General features: G+C 76.2%; 16 protein-coding genes, 1 pseudogene and 2 riboswitches. Of the genes and pseudogenes, 4 read left to right on the top strand and 13 right to left on the bottom strand.

What is annotated here, in order from left to right; all coding sequences use genetic code 11:
- Window positions 1-209: 209 nt before the first annotated feature.
- Window positions 210-1673 (top strand): cobyric acid synthase, encoded by a 1464-nt coding sequence (locus tag HGAM_RS12405; protein ID WP_019145823.1) that lies wholly within the window; start codon window positions 210-212, stop codon window positions 1671-1673.
- The gene (locus HGAM_RS12400; protein WP_019145822.1) at window positions 1670-2410 is read left to right on the top strand and encodes a cobalt-precorrin-6A reductase; all 741 of its coding nucleotides are present in this window, start codon (window positions 1670-1672) and stop codon (window positions 2408-2410) included. Before HGAM_RS12405 ends, HGAM_RS12400 begins: the two co-directional genes overlap by 4 nt.
- Here HGAM_RS12400 and HGAM_RS12395 read toward each other — a convergent pair.
- The 9 genes and pseudogenes from HGAM_RS12395 to HGAM_RS12360 form a co-directional block, all read right to left on the bottom strand.
- Window positions 2349-3308: a cobalamin biosynthesis protein gene (locus tag HGAM_RS12395; RefSeq protein WP_019145821.1), complete on the bottom strand. Its 960-nt coding sequence runs from the start codon at window positions 3306-3308 to the stop codon at window positions 2349-2351. The two genes, HGAM_RS12400 and HGAM_RS12395, sit on opposite strands and share 62 nt — an antisense overlap.
- Window positions 3305-4123, bottom strand: a complete 819-nt coding sequence (locus HGAM_RS12390) for a CbtA family protein (protein WP_019145820.1) — start codon at window positions 4121-4123, stop codon at window positions 3305-3307. Before HGAM_RS12390 ends, HGAM_RS12395 begins: the two co-directional genes overlap by 4 nt.
- Window positions 4124-4244: 121 nt before the next feature.
- Window positions 4245-4454 (bottom strand): CbtB domain-containing protein, encoded by a 210-nt coding sequence (locus HGAM_RS12385; protein WP_019145819.1) that lies wholly within the window; start codon window positions 4452-4454, stop codon window positions 4245-4247.
- 43 nt (window positions 4455-4497) lie between these two features.
- Window positions 4498-4585: riboswitch (adenosylcobalamin (AdoCbl) riboswitch) on the bottom strand.
- Between the two features lie 18 nt (window positions 4586-4603).
- A complete protein-coding gene (locus tag HGAM_RS19175) occupies window positions 4604-5044 on the bottom strand; it encodes a histidine phosphatase family protein (protein WP_019145818.1) in 441 nt (146 codons plus the stop codon).
- Complete coding sequence (gene cobA, locus HGAM_RS12375; protein WP_245532127.1) at window positions 5041-5811, bottom strand: uroporphyrinogen-III C-methyltransferase; 771 nt, start codon at window positions 5809-5811, stop codon at window positions 5041-5043. The genes HGAM_RS19175 and cobA overlap by 4 nt, the downstream gene beginning before the upstream one ends.
- A gap of 57 nt (window positions 5812-5868) precedes the next feature.
- A pseudogene (locus HGAM_RS21050) lies at window positions 5869-6015 on the bottom strand (NAD(P)-dependent oxidoreductase); the annotation flags it as partial.
- Window positions 6006-8426 carry a bifunctional hydrogenobyrinic acid a,c-diamide synthase/histidinol phosphate aminotransferase CobBC gene (gene cobBC / locus HGAM_RS12370; RefSeq protein WP_019145816.1) on the bottom strand — a complete coding sequence of 807 codons (2421 nt, stop codon included), beginning with the start codon at window positions 8424-8426 and terminating at the stop codon, window positions 6006-6008. The gene cobBC and the pseudogene HGAM_RS21050, both read right to left, overlap by 10 nt.
- Window positions 8423-9037, bottom strand: coding sequence for a cob(I)yrinic acid a,c-diamide adenosyltransferase (cobO, locus tag HGAM_RS12365; protein WP_019145815.1), 615 nt, complete (start codon window positions 9035-9037; stop codon window positions 8423-8425). Before cobO ends, cobBC begins: the two co-directional genes overlap by 4 nt.
- Window positions 9037-11064 (bottom strand): VWA domain-containing protein, encoded by a 2028-nt coding sequence (locus HGAM_RS12360; protein ID WP_019145814.1) that lies wholly within the window; start codon window positions 11062-11064, stop codon window positions 9037-9039. Before HGAM_RS12360 ends, cobO begins: the two co-directional genes overlap by 1 nt.
- 45 nt (window positions 11065-11109) lie before the next feature.
- Window positions 11110-11252, bottom strand: a riboswitch (cobalamin riboswitch).
- A 71-nt stretch (window positions 11253-11323) separates the two neighbouring features.
- Here HGAM_RS12360 and HGAM_RS12355 point away from each other — a divergent pair.
- Both HGAM_RS12355 and cobM read left to right on the top strand, forming a co-directional pair.
- The gene (locus tag HGAM_RS12355) at window positions 11324-12532 is read left to right on the top strand and encodes a bifunctional cobalt-precorrin-7 (C(5))-methyltransferase/cobalt-precorrin-6B (C(15))-methyltransferase (protein ID WP_019145813.1); all 1209 of its coding nucleotides are present in this window, start codon (window positions 11324-11326) and stop codon (window positions 12530-12532) included.
- Window positions 12529-13284 carry a precorrin-4 C(11)-methyltransferase gene (gene cobM / locus HGAM_RS12350; protein ID WP_019145812.1) on the top strand — a complete coding sequence of 252 codons (756 nt, stop codon included), beginning with the start codon at window positions 12529-12531 and terminating at the stop codon, window positions 13282-13284. The genes HGAM_RS12355 and cobM overlap by 4 nt, the downstream gene beginning before the upstream one ends.
- A 378-nt stretch (window positions 13285-13662) precedes the next feature.
- Here the strand turns inward: cobM and HGAM_RS12345 are convergent, their stop codons facing one another.
- The 4 genes from HGAM_RS12345 to HGAM_RS12330 are packed head-to-tail and all read right to left on the bottom strand — an operon-like array spanning window position 13663 to window position 17077.
- Window positions 13663-14028: a hypothetical protein gene (locus tag HGAM_RS12345; protein ID WP_019145811.1), complete on the bottom strand. Its 366-nt coding sequence runs from the start codon at window positions 14026-14028 to the stop codon at window positions 13663-13665.
- Between the two features lie 3 nt (window positions 14029-14031).
- Window positions 14032-15540 (bottom strand): precorrin-2 C(20)-methyltransferase, encoded by a 1509-nt coding sequence (locus tag HGAM_RS12340; RefSeq protein ID WP_019145810.1) that lies wholly within the window; start codon window positions 15538-15540, stop codon window positions 14032-14034.
- On the bottom strand, window positions 15537-16202 hold the full coding sequence (locus HGAM_RS12335; RefSeq protein WP_019145809.1) for a precorrin-8X methylmutase: 666 nt from the start codon (window positions 16200-16202) through the stop codon (window positions 15537-15539). The genes HGAM_RS12340 and HGAM_RS12335 overlap by 4 nt, the downstream gene beginning before the upstream one ends.
- Window positions 16199-17077, bottom strand: a complete 879-nt coding sequence (locus tag HGAM_RS12330) for a hypothetical protein (protein WP_019145808.1) — start codon at window positions 17075-17077, stop codon at window positions 16199-16201. The genes HGAM_RS12335 and HGAM_RS12330 overlap by 4 nt, the downstream gene beginning before the upstream one ends.
- Window positions 17078-17194 lie beyond the last annotated feature (117 nt).

Below are 17194 nucleotides of genomic sequence, written 5' to 3'. Positions count from 1 at the left end.
GGACAGCAGTGCAGGTGGATCGCGACGGCGGCCGTGACGATGATGGCGACCGGCGCCCCGCTGCTGGTCGTCTGGGACGGTGCCGTTGGCGTGGTCATGGCCGGATCCTAGAACGGGCCGGTCGGTGCCGTCCGCGCTTCCGGCGAGGCGACGGCCCGCGCGGGAGCGGTGGCCGGGATACTGGAGCGGTGGACAGACAGGCCCGGCTCATGGTCGCCGGCACGACCTCCGACGCCGGCAAGAGCCTGGTGACGACGGCGCTGTGCCGCGCGTTCGCCCGGCGCGGCGTGCGGGTCGCGCCGTTCAAGTCGCAGAACATGTCGAACAACTCGATGGTGTGCGCCGACGGGGCCGAGATCGGCCGGGCGCAGTGGGTCCAGGCGCTCGCCGCGGGTGCCGAGCCCGAGGCGGCGATGAACCCCGTGCTGCTCAAGCCCGGGGGAGACCGGCGCAGCCACGTCGTGGTGATGGGTCGCCCGGCCGGCGAGATCAGCAGCGCCGAGTTCATCGGGGGCCGGACGCACCTGGCCGAGGCCGCGTACGCCGCGTACGACGACCTCGCATCGCGCTACGACCTGGTCGTGGCCGAGGGCGCGGGCAGCCCCGCCGAGATCAACCTGCGCGCCGGCGACTACGTCAACATGGGCCTGGCCCGGCACGCCGACATGCCCGTCGTCGTGGTCGGCGACATCGACCGCGGGGGAGTCTTCGCCGCCCTCTACGGCACGGTGGCGCTCCTGGAACCGGCCGACCAGCGGCTCGTGGCCGGCTTCGTCGTCAACAAGTTCCGCGGCGACGAGACCCTGCTCGCACCGGGGCTGCGCAGCCTCGAGCGGCTGGCCGGACGTCCCGTGCTGGGCACCCTGCCGTGGAGCCCGGACGTCTGGCTGGACTCCGAGGACGCCCTGGACCTCGAGGGCCGGCGGGCGGGCGCCGAGGGGGCGCTGCGCGTCGTCGTCGTGCGGCTGCCGCGCATCAGCAACTTCACCGACGTGGACGCGCTCGGGCTCGAGCCGGACGTCGACGTCGTCTTCACCGCCGCCCCGCACGACGTCGCCGACGCCGACCTCGTGGTCGTGCCCGGCACCCGCGCGACGGTGTCGGACCTGGCCTGGCTCCGCGCACGCGGCCTGGACCGGGCGATCGTCCGGCACGCCGAGGCCGGTCGCGCCGTGCTCGGCATCTGCGGCGGGTTCCAGATGCTCGGCCGCGCCGTGCACGACCCCGAGGGCGTCGAGTCCGGGTCGCCCACGAGCGTGGCGGGTCTCGGCCTGCTGCCGGTCGAGACGACGTTCGCCGCCGAGAAGACCCTGCGGCTGCCGCACGGCGAGGCCCTCGGCGCCCCGGCGTCCGGCTACGAGATCCACCACGGCCGCATCACGCGCGAGGACGGCGCGACCGAGTTCCTCGGCGGCGCGCAGGACGGCGCGGTGCTGGGCACGATGTGGCACGGCAGCCTGGAGGCCGACGCCCTGCGCACCGCCGTGCTCGACCTGGCGGCCCGCGCCCGGGGCGGCTCGTTCGAGGCGTCCGGTGTCAGCTTCGCCGCCGCCCGCGAGGCGCGGCTGGACCTGCTCGGCGACCTGGCCGAGAAGCACCTGGACGTCGACGCGCTGCTCGCGCTGGCCGAGGGTGGCGCCCCGTCGGTGCCGGTGATCGGTCCGCACGCGTGAGGGTCCTGCTGCTGGGCGGCACGCGCGAGGCACGCGCCCTGGCCGAGCTCCTGGTCGACGACGGCGACGACGTCACCACGTCGCTGGCCGGACGCGTGGCCCGGCCCCGGCTGCCAGTGGGCGACGTGCGGGTCGGCGGGTTCGGCGGCGTCGAAGGCCTGGCGGCGCACCTGCGCGAGCACGTCGTCGACGTCGTCGTCGACGCCACGCACCCGTTCGCGGAGCGCATCAGCGCCAACGCCGCCGCGGCGTGCCCGCAGGCCGGCGTGCCGCTGCTGCGCCTGGAGCGTCCGGGCTGGTCGGTACGGCCGGACGCCGGCACCTGGCACTGGGTCGACGACCACGACGAGGCCGCGCAGGTGGCGGCGGAGCTGGGGGAGCGCCCCTTCCTGACCGTCGGGCGTCAGTCGCTGGCGCGGTTCGTCGAGCCGCTGCGCGACCACGGCTGCGTCGTGCGGGTCGTGGATCCGCCCGAGATCGAGCTGCCGTCCGCCTGGACGCTGGTGCAGAGCCGTGGCCCCTACACGCGCGACCACGAGCGGGACGCGATGCGCGGCACCGACGTGCTGGTCACCAAGGACTCCGGCGGCGAGCACACCGAGGCGAAGCTCGACGTCGCCGCGGAGCTCGGCGTGCCGGTCGTGGTCGTCCGGCGGGCCGGGGCGCCCGCAGGCGTCAGCGTCGTGACCGACGCGAGCGCCGCCCGCGCCTGGGTGCGAGCGCAGCCAGGACGCTGAGCCCGGCCGCGGCCCACGCGACGCCCGTCGCGAGCCGGGTGGCGCGCGGCAGGTCGGTCACGCGGGGGGCGGGTCCGTCGCCCATCGCGGCCCGGTGCTCCACGCGTCCGGCGTAGTCGTTGACGCCGCCGAGCGTGACGCCGAGCGCGCCCGCGAACGAGGCCTCGACCGGTCCGGCGTTGGGGCTGGGATGGCGACGGGCGTCGCGGCGCCAGGCCCGAAGCGCGTCCGCCGGTCCGCCGCCGACGGACGGCGCGAGCGCGGAGGCGAGGGCGGCGGACACCCGCGACGGCACCAGGTTGGCCACGTCGTCGACCCGGGCGCTGGCCCACCCGAACCGCTCGTAGCGCTCGCTGCGGTGCCCGACCATCGCGTCGAGCGTGTTCACCGCCCGGTAGCCCACCAGGCCGGGCACGCCGAGGGCCGCGCCCCACAGCAGGGGGGCCACGACGGCGTCGGACGTGTTCTCGGCCATCGACTCCACCGCCGCCCGGCTCACGCCGTCGGCGTCCAATCGGCTGGGGTCGCGACCGACCAGGTGGGTGACCTGCTGGCGGGCGGCGGGCAGGTCGCCACGCTCGAGCTGGCCGGCGATCGTCGTGCCCTCACGCACCAGTGAGCGTCCGCCCACGACGGACCAGGTGACCACCGCGGTGAGCGCGGCGTGCTGCCAGGGCCGGCGGCAGGCGCGCTCCGCGAGCACCGCGCCCCCGACGAGCGGGACCACGACGGCGGCGTGGTGCAGCACGCCGGCGGCGCGGCGGTCGCCGTAGGTGCGGCGCTCGACGGCGGCGGCCCAGCGGCCCAGCCCGGCGACCGGGTGGAACCGGGCCGGGTCGCCGAGGACGCGGTCGAGCGCGAAGCCGAGCGCCAGCCCGGCGGCCAGGGACCTGCTCACAGGGCGGCGGCCGCCTCGCGACGCTGCTGGGCAACGACGACGCGGTCCGCGTCGCGTCCGACCAGCGCGGTGAGGACGACGCCGAGGACGGCCCACAGCGCCGCGACCGTGAGCAGCGACTCGCGGCGGAAGTACCAGAGCACGTCGGCCGGGAAGTCGCCGAGCTCGTTGACGGTGGGAAGCGCCGTGCCGATCCCGACCACCACGACCAGGTAGGCCGCCGTCGCGGCGACCACCGCGCCGAGACCACCGAACGGCTCGAGCAGCCGGCGGCCCAGGACGACCGCGGCCACCCCGGCGACCAGGCTGATCGCCCAGAAGCCGAAGTAGAGCGCGGTGCGCTCGCCGATCGTCTCGCCGTCGCCCACGGCGGGCGGGGTGGGCGGGTACTTGAGGAACGGCACGAGGGACGTGGCGACGAAGCCGGCCAGGGCGACGACCGCGGTCGAGGCCCGGGCGCCGAGCCCGCCCAGCCGGCCGAGCGCGAACGCCGCGCCGAGGGCGGTGCCGCCGCCGAGCACGGAGCCGAGCAGGAGCGTGCCCGTCGCCAGGCCCCACGTGGACTGGGTCGAGCGCGAGACCTCGGCGCCCTCGCCGTGCGAGTGGCCGGCCTCCTCGCCGTGGTCGTGCTCGTGGGCGTGGGCGGCGGTGCCCTCGGCGTGGCTGTGCTCGGCGGGCTCGGCCGAGCCCGCCTCCTCCAGCGCGATCGCCGCGTCGACCTGCGGCTCGGCGACGACGTAGGCGACGAGGAAGGCGGCGAGGCCGGCGACCAGACCGGCGAGCAGGCCGTGGACGAGGAAGGTGCGTGGGGTCATGAGGGGTCCGTTCGGTCACCCGGGCAGCACGAGGCCTCCGGGGTGGTGGGAGTGAGGGACCCGGGCCGAGGGCCCGGGAGGGCGTCCGGACGGAGCCGGGCGCGGACGGCGCGCGGGCGCGTCAGTGGCAGGGGTAGCCCATGACGTGGCGGGCGTCGTGGACCCACTCGTGGATCGCGGTGCCCTCGAAGACCGAGAACGCACCCTGCTCGGCGCCGACGAAGAACAGCACGACGGTCGTGAGCAGGGCGAAGAAGACCGCCCAGGGCGCGAGCGCCGCGACGGGGATCTGGGGAAGGGCGGCCGGGACGGCCGTGGTTGCCTGAGGCATCTGACACTCCTAGGGGATTCTGCGTCCCATCGATGGATGTTCGCCTCGGCCGTCGGGTCTGGCTCCGCCCCGGGAGGGGCGTCACAGTAGCGCGACTGCGCCGGATTCACACCGGCTTCCTTCGGCTGAGGTGGCACGAGGCTAGCAGGTCAGGAGCGCGCCTCGAGGGTGTCCGAGGTCACGATCGCCTGGGCGTTGCCGGGCAGCTCGCAGGGGCGTCCGGTGAGCAGCTCGACGGCCACCGCGATGGTGTCGCCGTGGCTGACGACGAGCAGCTCGCCGGGGTGGTCGGCCAGCACCGCCCGGACACGGCCGCGCACCTCCGCGACGGTCTCGTCGTGGTCGCGCTCGACCAGGCGGTCGTCCACCCGCACCTCCAGCCCGAGCGCGTCGGCGACGATCCCGGCGGTCTGCCGCGCCCGGACGGCGGGGGAGGAGAGCAGCGCGTCGAAGGCCGTGCCGCGCAGGTGCTCGGCGGCGGAGCGCGACTGCAGCCGGCCGAGCTCGGTCAGCGGCGGCGTGGGGTCGCGGTGCTGCATCCGGCCGGCGGCGTTCCAGGTGGACTCGCCGTGGCGCAGCCAGCAGATCACGGCTCGAGCGCGGCGACGTGGCCGATGACGGCGACGGCGGGCGCCCCGACCCCGGCCGCCGTGGCGTCGGCGACGGCGTCGGCGAGCGTGCTGCGGACGACGCGCTGGCTGGCCAGGCTGGCGTCCGCGACCAGCGCGCACGGGGTGTCGGCGGCCAGGCCGCCGTCGACGAGGGCGGCCACGATGGCGGGGAGCGTCCGGACGCCCATGAGCACGACCAGCGTCGTGCCGGAGCGGGCGAGGGCGGCGTAGTCGAGCGTCGACTCGGGGTGGCCCGGCGGCACGTGCCCGGACACGACCGTGAAGCCCTGCACGAGGCCGCGGTGCGTGACCGGGATGCCGGCCAGCTCCGGGCCGGCGACGCTGGACGTCACGCCGGGCACGACCGTGGTCGGGACGCCCGCGGCCGCGCAGGCCTGGACCTCCTCGAACCCGCGCCCGAACACGAACGAGTCGCCGCCCTTGAGCCGCACGACGTGCTTGCCGGCGCTCGCGTGCTCGACCAGGACGCGGTTGATCTCCTCCTGCGGGGTCGAGCGGCCGAACGGGATCTTGGAGACGTCGACGACCTCGACGTCGGGGCGGGCCCAGGCGACCGACTCCCAGGGCGCGAGCCGGTCGGCGACGATCACGTCGGCGGTCTCGATGGCGGCGCGTCCGGCCACGGTGACCAGACCGGGATCGCCGGGGCCGGCGCCGACGAGCGTCACGCGTCCGCCCGCGGACGGGCTCGCCGGTCGCGGCTCCTCGCGGGCGACGGCGCGCAGGACGACGTCGTGCGCCGCCTCGTCGGCCGGTCCGGTGGTCCAGTCCAGGCGGCCGCGCTCGGCCAGGTCCTGGATGGCGGTGCAGACCGCGGGCGCGGCCACGGTGACCTTCGCCCCGTCGCGCAGCAGCGCGGCGACGGTCGCGACGGCGGGCTCACCACCGTCCAGGACGAGGACGGAGCGCCCGGCGACGTTCAGCTCCATGCGGCTTCGACTCCCAACGTGGTGAGCAGGTGACGGGTGGCGGCGGGCTCGCGGACGGCCAGGCGGGCCCAGGTGTCGTCCAGCCCGGGGAAGGTGTCGGCGCGGCGCACCGCGACCCCGGCCGCGCGCAGGCGGGCGTGCCCACCGCTGCCGAGCCGGGCGAGCACGAACGGCGCCTCGGACGGCACGACCTCGACGCCGAGCTCGGCCAGGCCGTCGACCAGGACCTTGCGGTGCCGGACGGACAGCCGGGCCCGGTGGTCGGACTCGGCCAGCGCCTGCGGCCCGCTCGTGGCGACGACGGCGTGGAGCGCGGCGGTGCCGACCGACCACGGCGGCTGCTGCGCGCGCAGGTCGGCCACGACGGCCGGGTCCCCGACGACGTAGCCGGCGCGGACGCCGGGCATCGACCAGAGCTTGGTCAGGCTGCGGACGACGACGAGTCCGGGGAGCCGGTGCGCCGTGAGCGTCTGGCGCTCGCCCGGCACGTGGTCCATGAACGCCTCGTCGACCACGACGACGCGTCCGGGCCGGCACAGGGCGCGCAGGGTCGCGGCCGGGTGCAGGCGTCCGGTCGGGTTGGTCGGGTTGCCCACGACGACGAGGTCGGCGTCGTCGGGCACCAGGGCCGGATCGAGCGCGAAGTCGTCCTCGGCATGGCACAGCACGTGCGCGGGCCGGTGGCCGGCGGCGCGCAGGGCGACGTCCGGCTCGGTGAACTGTGGGTGCACCACGACGGGACGCCGCCAGTGCCGGGCCCGGGCGAGCAGGAAGAACGCCTCGGCCGCACCGGCGGTGACCAGCACCTCGTCGGCGTCGCGCCCGTGGCGCCGGGCGACGGCGGCGTGGGCGGCGGACGCGTCGGGGTAGGCGGTCGAGGCGGCGGTGCCGTCGCGCAGCGCCTGCTCCAGCCACTCGGGGCGGGGGAGCCGGCTGACGTTGACGGCCAGGTCGAGCAGCCCCTCGGTGGCCTCGACGTCGCCGTGGTGCCGCAGCGGGTCGGCCAGCGTCGTGGACCCGGTGACCGGTGACGAGGTGGCGGCGACGGGCGCGGCCGGGCGGGCGGTCGCCGTCGAGCCGTGCACGGCGTCGGCGAAAGACTGGGCCAGGTGCGGGTGGCCGGCCCAGTGCAGGTGCAGGTAGGACGCGCTGAGGGTCGGGCCGGCGAACCCGACGTCGCCGGCGTCCAGCGACCACGCCGGCCGGTCGCCGTGCACCGGCGTGACCGTCGTGCGGTGGAACTCGTGCGCGGTGGCGGTGGTGCCGGCCGGTCCGAGCAGCTGGTCGGTGCCCAGGCGCGGGGTGCGGTACGACAGCGTGAGCCGCGGCGTCATCACCGCGTCCGCGTCGAGCGCGCCGATCATGGGGTGCCCGTCGACCGTGCGGCACAGGTACAGCAGGCCGGCGCACTCGGCGACGGTCGGGACGCCGTCGAGCACCGCCTGGCGCAGGTCGGCACGCAGGCTGGTGTTGGCGCTGAGCGCGGCGGCGTGCACCTCGGGGAACCCGCCACCGAGGTACAGGCCTCGGGTGCCGGCGGGCAGGTGCCGGTCACGGGCCGGGTCGAACGGCACGACGGTGCAGCCGGCCGCCTCGAGCAGCTCGGTGGTCTCGGCGTAGCGGAAGGTGAACGCGCGGCCGGCGGCCACGGCCACCACCGGCGCGTCGGGACCGGCCGGACGCACGTGGTCGGCCGGGTCCCAGGCGGGCTCGTCCAGGGGAGCGGCGCTGCGCGCGATCTCGAGCACGGCATCCAGGTCGACGTGCTCGGCGACCTGCGCGGCCAGCCGGTCCAAGGAGCCGGCGGCCTCGTCGCGCTCCTCGGCCGGGACCAGGCCGAGGTGGCGCGAGGGAGCGCTCACGCCGTGGTCGCGCTGCAGCACGCCGAGCACCGGGACGCCGGTGCGCTCGACCGCGGCGCGCGCCTCGGCGGCGTGACGCGGCGAGCCGGCCTTGTTGAGGATGACGCCGGCGACGGTGACGCCCGGCTCGAACGTGGCCATGCCGTGGACGACGGCGCCGACGCTGCGCGAGGCGTGCGAGACGTCGACGACGAGCACGACCGGGGTGCGGGTGAGCGTCGCGACGTGCGCGCTGGACGCGAACCCGTCGCCGCCGATCTGGCCGTCGAACAGACCCATGACGCCCTCGACGACGGCCACGTCGGCGCCCTGGGCCCCGTGCAGGAGCAGCGGCACCATGAGTGCAGGGTCGGTGAGGTGCGGGTCGAGGTTGCGGCCGGGCCGGCCGGTGGCCAGCGCGTGGTAGCCCGGGTCGATGTAGTCGGGGCCGACCTTGTGCCCCGACACCACGTGCCCGCGAGCGGCGAGCGCGGCCATGAGGCCGGTGGCCACGGTCGTCTTGCCGTGCCCGGACGCGGGCGCCGCCACGAGGACGCGCGGCAACGTCACCACTCGATGCCTCGCTGGCCCTTCTGGCCCACGTCCATGGGGTGCTTGACGTGCTGCATCTCGGTGACCAGGTCGGCGACCTCGAGCAGGCGCGGGTCGGCGCGGCGGCCGGTGACCACGACGTGCTGCGTGCCGGGCCGGTTCGCGAGGGTGTCGACGACGTCGTCGACGTCGACCCAGCCCCACTGCATCGGGTAGGTGAACTCGTCCAGGACGTAGAGCCGGTGGCGCTCGGCCTGGATGCGGCGCTTGACCTCGGCCCAGCCCTCGGCGGCGTCCGCGGCGTGGTCGGCCTCGGAGCCCTCCTTGCGGCTCCACGACCAGCCCGAGCCCATCTTGTGCCACTCGACGGGCCCGCCCTCGCCGGTCTCGTCGTGCAGACGGGCCAGGCGCTCGAGCACGGTCTGCTCACCGATGCGCCACTTGGCCGACTTCACGAACTGGAAGACGCCGATGTCCCAGCCCTGGTTCCAGGCGCGCATCGCGAGCCCGAACGCGGCGGTCGACTTCCCCTTGCCGTCGCCGGTGTGGACCATCAGCAGCGGCCGGTTGCGGCGCTGGCGCGTGGTGAGCCCGTCGTCGGGGACGACCAGCGGCTTGCCCTGCGGCATCAGGCCACCCCCTCGCGCGGCGCGGTGGCGGCGTGCACGACGCCGGTCAGCCCGTCGGCGGTGACCTCGCCGAGCGGGACGTGCTCGGCCCCGAGGTGCTGGGCGAGCTGACCGGCGAGGCCGAGCCGGAAGCGTCCGGTCTCGCAGTCGACGACGATGCTCTGCACGCCGGTGGCGGCCAGGTGCCCGGCGGCGCGGTGGGCCCGGCCCAGCGCGTCGGCGCCCGAGGTGGCGCGGCCGTCGGTGACGACGACGAGCAGCGGACGCCGGGACGGGTCGCGCAGGGCCTCGCGGCGCAGCACGTCGGCGCACCGCTCCAGGCCCTCGGCGAGCGGGGTGCGGCCGCCGGCCGGCAGGTCGGCCAGGCGGCGTGAGGCGACGTCGACCGAGCCGGTCGGGGGGAGCGTGACGTCCGCGGCGTGCTGGCGGAAGGTCACCAGGGCTACCTTGTCGCGGCGGCGGTAGGCGTCCAGCAGCAGCGACAGCACGGCGGTCTTCACCTGCTCCATGCGGCGGCGCGCGGCCATCGAGCCGGACGCGTCGACGCACAGCAGGACGAGGTTGGACTCCTGCCCGACCGTCTCGGCCCGGCGCAGGTCGGACGGGGCGAGCACGACGCCGCGGCCGTCGGTCAGCCCACCGCGATCCTGCTGGTGCGGCGCGGCGGCGGCGATGGTGCCGCTCAGGTGCAGGCGCCCGGGGGCGGTGCGGTCGCGCTGCACGCCGACCACGCGGCCCTGCGGGGTGCGGGCCCGGGAGCGGCGTCCGGCCTGGCCCTCGCCGGTACCGCGGACGACGAGCAGCCGGGCGCGACCGGGCGCGCCGGCCGCGGCGACCGTGCCGGCGCCGGCGGGCTGCCTCTCGCCCTGCTCGTCGGTCTGCTGGGGCTGCGGCGGCTGCGGGGCCTGGTCGGACGCGTCGTCGGCCGGTCCGTCCTGGGGCCCGTCCTCGGGGCTGCCGTCGCCAGGACCGCCGTCGTCGGGTCCGTCGCCGTCGGGCTCGGGGCCCGGGTCCGGCTCGTCGTCGCCGAGCAGGTCGTCGAGCTGCTGCTCGTCCAGCCCCGGCTCGTCGAACGGGTTGCGCCGGCGCCGGTGCGGCAGCGCCAGCCGGGCGGCCACGCGGACGTCCTCGCGGGTGACGTGGGTGCGGCCCTGCCAGGCGGCGTGGGCCGCGGCAGCGCGGGCGGTCACGAGGTCGGCCCGCAGGCCGTCGACGTCGAACGCGGCGCAGATCTCGGCGATGGTCATGAGCGTCTCGTCGTCGAGGTCCACCTCGGCCACCAGCTGCTGGGCGGCCGCGAGGCGGTCGCGCAACGCGTCCTGCTCGGCGGCCCAGCGGCCGGCGAAGCCCTCGGGGTCGGCGTCGAACGCGAGCCGGCGGCGCACCACCTCGACGCGCAGCGCCGGGTCCCGCGGCGCGGCGACCTCGACGGTGAGGCCGAAGCGGTCGAGCAGCTGCGGGCGCAGCTCGCCCTCCTCGGGGTTCATGGTGCCGATGAGCACGAACCGCGAGGCGTGCTCCATCGACAGGCCGTCGCGCTCGATGCTCACCCGGCCGGTGGCGGCGGCGTCCAGCAGCAGGTCGACGAGGTGGTCGTGCAGCAGGTTGACCTCGTCGACGTAGAGCAGGCCGCGGTGGGCGCGGGCGAGCAGGCCGGGCTCGAGCTCGACCTTGCCCTCGCGCAGGGCGGAGTCCAGGCGCAGCGACCCGGTCACGCGGTCGTCACTGGCGCCGACCGGGAGCTCGACGAGCCGCACGGGCCGCTCGGCCACGGGCGTGCCCGCGGCGAACGGTCCGTCGGGGGAGACGGCGGCAGGGTCGTCGGGGTCGGCCGAGAACCGGTCGCCCTCGAACGTCCGCACCGGCGGCAGCACCTCGGCGAGGCCGCGGACGGTGGTGGTCTTGGCGGTGCCCTTCTCCCCGCGGACCAGGACGCCGCCGATGAGCGGGTCGATCGCGACCAGGGTGAGGGCGAGGGTCATGTCGTCGGCGCCGACGACGGCACAGAAGGGGTACTGCGCTGGCATGTGAGGCTCCCGCTCGATTGCCACGACGGTCCGCGACGCGGTTGCGTCGCGGGTCGGACCGAGGCCGGTCTTCGGACTTCCCAGGTCGTGCCTGAGTCACCGCAGCGGGCCTGTGCCGGACTCTCACCGGCTTCCCAGATTCTCCCCGTGGCCGTCGGCCGTGGGGCACCTCGTTCCTTCGACGCACACCCTAGACGCCACGGGGCCGTGCGGGACAGGGGGTCCGCGGGCCGGACCGGCGCGGCTAGGGTGCACGACCATGGATGCGCACGTGACCGTCGTCGGCGTCGGCGCCGACGGCTGGGCCGGACTCCCCGAGGCGTCCCGTGGGCTCGTGCGCGGCGCCGGGACGCTGCTGGGCGGCGCCCGGCACCTCGCCGACGTGCCCCCGGTGGTCGGCCAGGAGCGGGTTCCGTGGCCGTCGCCGCTGCGCGAGAACCTTGCCGGTCTGCTCGCCGACGCCCAGGCTCCCGTCGTGGTGCTGGCCTCGGGCGACCCGCTCGTCTCGGGCATCGGCACCACGCTGCTGGACGTCCTCGGCCCGGGGCGGGTCACGATCGTGCCGGCCGTGTCGTCGGTGGCGCTGGCCCGGGCGCGGATGGGTTGGCCGGCCGAGAGTGCGACCGTCGTCTCGCTGGTCGGGCGCGAGGTCCGGCTGGTCGTGCCCGCCCTGGCCGCCGGCCGCCGCCTGCTCGTGCTCTCCAGCGACGAGACGACGCCGGCCCTCGTCGCCGCGCTGCTCGACGGCCTCGGCTGGGGCGACAGCCGGCTGACCGTGCTCGGCGACCTCGGGTCCGCGGCCGAGTCGCGCACATCGGGCACGGCCGCGGGGTGGGACGTCCCGGAGGTGCCGCGGCTGAACGTGCTCGCGGTCGAGGTGCACGGTGCCGGGCCCGGCTGGACGTCCGGCGGCGTGCTGCCCGACGACGCCTTCGAGCACGCCGGCCAGATCACCAAGCGCGACCTGCGCGCCAGCGCCCTCGCCCGGCTCGCGCCCGCGCCTGGTCAGCTGCTGTGGGACGTCGGAGCGGGTAGCGGCTCGGTCGGTGTGGAGTGGATGCGTGCCTGGCCCACCGCCCGCGCGATCGCGGTCGAGCCGCGCCCCGACCGGCTCGCCCTCGTGCGCGCCAACGCCGAGAAGCACGGCGTGCCCGGGCTCGTCGTCGTCGAGGGCACCGCCCCGGACGCGCTGGCCGGTCTCGAGCGTCCGGACGCGGTGTTCGTCGGCGGGGGAGCGACCGCGCCCGGCGTGCTGGACGCCTGCTGGGACGCGCTCGGACCGGGCGGCCGGCTCGTCGTGCACGGCGTGACGGCCGAGACCGAGGCCGTGCTGCTCGACCGCTACCGTCGCCACGGCGGCGAGCTCGTCCGCCTGTCCGTCGAGCGCGCCGAGCCGCTCGGCGGCTTCACCGGCTGGACGCCGGCCCGGGCCGTGAGCCAGTGGTCCGTCACCAAGGGAGAGTCATGACCGTCCACTTCGTGGGGGCCGGCCCCGGCGCCGCCGACCTGCTGACCCTGCGCGCCGTGCGCCTGCTGCAGGCCGCGGACGTCGTCCTGTACGCCGGCACGTACCTGGACGCCGAGGTGCTGGGCCACTGCCGTGACGACGCCCGGCTGGTCGACACCCAGCACCTGGACCTGGACGAGATCACCGCCCACCTGGTCGACGCCCACGCCGAGGGACGCGACGTCGTCCGGCTGTGCTCGGGCGACCCGTCGCTGTACTCGGCCGTGCACGAGCAGGCCCGCCGGCTCGACGCCGCCCAGGTGCCGTGGGACGTCACCCCCGGCGTGCCGGCCTATGCGGCGGCCGCGGCGATCCTCGGCGCCGAGCTGACCGTGCCCGAGCTGGCCCAGTCGGTCGTCCTCACCCGCACCCAGGCGCGCTCGACGGCGATGCCCGAGGGGGAGAAGCTCGCGGCGTTCGCGGCGACCGGCGCGACGCTGGCCATGCACCTGGGCATCACCCGCACGCGCGAGCTCGCCGCCGAGCTGGCCGAGCACTACGGCGAGGCGTGCCCGGTGGCGGTCGTCTCACGGGCCACGCAGCCCGAGGAGCTCGTGCTGCGGGGCACGCTCGGCGACATCGCCGACCAGGTCGAGGAGGCGGGTCTGCGCCAGGCCGCGGTCATCCTCGTCGGCCCGGCCCTGGCCCCGGACGTCCGCGGCGGTGAGTCGTTCCTCTACGCCGCCAGCCGCGAGCGCCGCGCGAGGGGCTAGCCCGCCGACGCCCCTCGGGAGCGGTGGGTGAGCAACCGGATCGACCCGTGATGAGGTTGCCAGCTCACCGCTCGGGTTGGCGCCCCTCGGGAGCGGTGAGTGAGCAACTGAATCGGCCCGTGGTGAGGTTGCCAGGTCACCGCTCGGACTGACGCCCCTCGGGAGCGGTGGGTGAGCAACCGGATCGACCTGTGATGAAGTTGCCAGCTCACCGCTCGGGTTGGCGCCCCTCGGGAGCGGTGGGTGAGCAACGGAATCGACCGGTGATGAGGTTGCCAGGTCACCGCTCGGACTGACGCCCCTCGGGAGCGGTGAGTGAGCAACCGGATCGACCCGTGATGAGGTTGCCAGCTCACCGCTCGGGGACGGGGAGGCCGCTCAGCGACGGGGCGAGGTCCGCTCCGCCGCGTGCCGGCTGGTCGTGACGGCGCCGACGAGGAGTCCGACGAGCGCGACGAGCGCTGCCAGACCCGAGCCGACCGACGTTCCGTCCTCGCCCGTGGAGACGGCCAGGTACCCGACCAGCACGACGAACCCGGCGGCGGCCACGGCCGCGGCCGTCCGGTTGGACGCGATCGGGTGCCTGCGGTGGTTCGCGACGCACGTCCACGGGACCACGGCGGCGGCGACGAGTCCCAGGACGAGCAGCACGGTGTCGAGCGCGACGACCTCGAGCGGGGCGACGGCCGAGCGCGCCATCAGCAGCAGCGCGAACGCGACGACGGCGAGCCGGACCCGGTCCACGGCTCAGGCCTGCTCGACGAAGCGGGGGCTCCAGACGCGGCCGGCCGGCGTGACCCGGGTGGACGACGCGCCGATGAGCAGCAGGCACTTCATGTCGACGGTCTCCGGGTCGAGCTCGCCGAGCGTCGTCACGGTGAGGCTCTCCTCGGCGCGGCCGACGTCGCGGCCCACGACCACGACCGTCTCGGGCGCCTTGTGCTCCAGCAGCACCGCCTGCGCCTGCGCCACCTGCTCGGTGCGTGAGCGCGAGCGCGGGTTGTAGAGCGCGAGCACGAGGTCCGCCTCCGCGATCGCGCGCAGCCGCTTGACCACCACGTCCCACGGCTTGAGCCGGTCCGACAGGCTCATCACCGCGAAGTCGGCGCCGATCGGGGCGCCGGCCTTGGCGGCGACGGCCTGCACGGCCGAGATGCCGGGCACCACCCGCACCGCGACCCCGGCGTAGCGCTCGTCCTCGGCCGCCTCGAACACGGCCGACGCCATGCCGAAGATGCCCGCGTCGCCGCCGGAGACCACGGCGACGCGCTCGCCGGCCAGCGCGAGCTCGAGCGCCTCGCGGGCGCGGTCGACCTCGACGGTGTTGCCCGACGCGTGACGCACGAGGCCCGGACGCTGCGGGACCCGCTCGACGTACGGCCCGTACCCGATGACGTGGCCGACCTCGGCGAGCACCTGGGACGCCTCGGGGGAGAGCCAGCGATCGGGGCCCGGACCGAGGCCCACGACGACGACCTCGGCGTCGGACGCCGGCTCGACGGCCGCGGGAGCCGGCTCCTCGTACCGCTTCACGCCCGGACGGGTGTCGCCCGGCACCAGCACGATCGAGAAGTACGGGACGGTCTCGGGGTCCACGTCGGCCACGGGCAGCACCCGCTCGGCGTCCATCGAGGCGCGCTCGACGTACCAGGAGCCCTCGACGCGTCCCGCCTGCTCGAGCGCGGAGCGCACCTTCGCGAACGTGCGGCCGAGCTTCATGATGACGGCGCCGTCGGTGTCGGCCAGGCGGCGCGCGAGCTCGGGCTCGGGCAGCGTGCCGGGCAGCACCGCCAGCACGTCGGTCTGGCGCACCAGCGGCAGCGCCGTCGTCGCGGTGGCGGCGGCGAACGCCGGGACGCCAGCCACGACCTGCGTCTCGAAGTCGTCGCTGAGCCGGTCGTGCAGGTACATGAACGAGCCGTAGAGCATCGGGTCGCCCTCGGCCAGCACGACGACGTCGCGGCCGGCGGCCAGGTGGACGCGCAGCCGGTCGGCGCACTCGGCGTAGAAGTCGGCCATCGCGCCGGCGTAGCCGCCCGGGTGGTCGGACGTCTGGGTCGTGACCGGGTAGACGAGCTCCTCCTCGACGACGCCATCGGGGATCAGCCCGGACGCGATGCGGCGCGCGTTCGACTGCTTGCCGACGCCGGAGTGGTAGACCACGACGTCCGCGGCGCCGATGAGCCGGGCGGCCTTGAGGGTGATGAGCTCGGGGTCGCCGGGGCCGACGCCGACGCCGAACAGCCGCCCGCTCACTCGCGCTCCTGGGCGAGGGCGTTGAGCGCGGACGCGGCCATGGCCGAGCCGCCGCGGCGGCCGGTGACCACGAGGTACGGCACGTCCAGGCCGGGCTCGTCCGAGGCCAGGTCGATCAGGGCCTGCTTGGACTCGGCGGCGCCGATGAAGCCGACCGGCGTGCCGATGATCGCCGCCGGACGCGGAGCGCCGTCGCGGAGCATCTCGAGCAGGTGGAACAGCGCGGTCGGGGCGTTGCCGAAGGCCACGACGGCGCCCTCCATGCGATCGGCCCACAGCGACACGGCGGCGGCCGAACGGGTGGTCGACCACGCGCGGGCCAGGTCCGGCACGCGCGGGTCGCGCAGGAAGCACTCGACGTCGTTCTCGCGGGGGAGCCGGGCGCGGGTGACGCCCGAGGCCACCATGTGCGCGTCGGTGATGATCGGGGCGCCGGCCTCCAGCGCGGTGCGGGCCGCTGCGACGAGCCCGGGGTGGATCACCAGGTCGCGGGTCAGGTCGGTCTGGCCGCAGGCGTGGATCATCCGCACCGCCACCTTCTCGGCGTCGGCCGGGACGCGCGACAGGTCGGCCTCGGCGCGGATCGTCGCGAAGGAGTCGACGTAGATCTGCGCCCCGTCGGTCTCGTAGTCGTAGCGGCGGGTCGGCGGGGCGGTCGTCATGCGTTCTCCAGGTCGGGGACGATCAGGGTGCGCCACGGCGTCACGACGACGTCCGGGGCGCCCAGCGCGAGGACCTCGTCGAGCAGGCGCCGGTCGAGACGGCCGTCGGGCACCGCCAGGTGCAGCGCGAGCCGGCCGTCGTCCTGGGGGATCCTGCCAAGCGGCGGCGGGTCCGACACCACCCGGGTCTGCGGTCGCCGCTCGTCGACCTCGTCCAGCACCGCCGTGCCGGCGCCCGGGAGCTCGTCGACGTGCCACGGGGACGTCGGCTGCGCGCCGGCCGCCCGCACGAACCGGACGGCGAGGGACGCGAGCGCCGTCGCGGCGTCCGCGACCGGGACGACCCGGCCCCACGCCGACGCCCCGGCCCGCAGCTGGACGACGTCGGCGGACAGCGCGACGAGCCCGAGGTCGAGGTCACGGCCGGCCACGTCGCCGCGGCCGTCGTCGAGCACGAACAGGAAGCGCCCGGCCAGCGCGGCGAGCGTGGGGTCGGCGCACACCAGGGCGTCCAGCTCGCGCACGACGGGGCGCAGGTCGGCGCGCCCACCGGCCCGGCCGGTGAGCGGCGAGGCCATGACGTTACGGACCCGCTCGTGCGAGACGGACGGCATGAGCCCGGTGGCCATCACCGCGTCCACGACGGCGTCGGACAGGCAGCCGTCGTCGTGCGGGATGCCGCGCACCTGCAGGTTGGCCCGGCTGGTGAGGTGCACCGCCCCGTCGCCGTGCGCGTCGGCGACCTCGAGCAGCCCCGCGAGCGCCGGCGTCGGCAGCATCCCGCCCGGCACGCGGACGCGCACCAGGGCGCCGTCGTCGGCGATCCAAGGGCGCAGGAGGCCGGGGCACAGGTCGCGGCGGGTCCGTTCGGTCACGCGGTCATCGTGCCAGGGCCCGGCCGCTCAGTCGTGCCGCGGCCGAGGGGCTCGCCGGGGCCGCTCCGTGGGACCCGACGCTGAGCCCCGAGCGGCTCGCCCACGCGCGCACCGTGC

The sequence above is a fragment of the Aeromicrobium massiliense JC14 genome (assembly GCF_000312105.1).
GTDB classification, from domain to species: Bacteria; Actinomycetota; Actinomycetes; order Propionibacteriales; family Nocardioidaceae; genus Aeromicrobium; species Aeromicrobium massiliense.
This window is presented reverse-complemented; position numbering and strand designations above follow the sequence as displayed.

Bases quoted from the DNA above. Each gene is read 5' to 3' on its own strand.
- HGAM_RS12405 (WP_019145823.1), top strand. From the start codon at position 210: ATGGTCGCCGGCACGACCTCCGACGCCGGCAAGAGCCTGGTGACGACG.
- HGAM_RS12390 (WP_019145820.1), bottom strand. From the start codon at position 4,123: ATGACCCCACGCACCTTCCTCGTCCACGGCCTGCTCGCCGGTCTGGTC.
- HGAM_RS12385 (WP_019145819.1), bottom strand. From the start codon at position 4,454: ATGCCTCAGGCAACCACGGCCGTCCCGGCCGCCCTTCCCCAGATCCCC.
- cobO (WP_019145815.1), bottom strand. From the start codon at position 9,037: ATGCCGCAGGGCAAGCCGCTGGTCGTCCCCGACGACGGGCTCACCACG.
- HGAM_RS12360 (WP_019145814.1), bottom strand. From the start codon at position 11,064: ATGCCAGCGCAGTACCCCTTCTGTGCCGTCGTCGGCGCCGACGACATG.
- HGAM_RS12355 (WP_019145813.1), top strand. From the start codon at position 11,324: ATGGATGCGCACGTGACCGTCGTCGGCGTCGGCGCCGACGGCTGGGCC.
- cobM (WP_019145812.1), top strand. From the start codon at position 12,529: ATGACCGTCCACTTCGTGGGGGCCGGCCCCGGCGCCGCCGACCTGCTG.
- HGAM_RS12335 (WP_019145809.1), bottom strand. From the start codon at position 16,202: ATGACGACCGCCCCGCCGACCCGCCGCTACGACTACGAGACCGACGGG.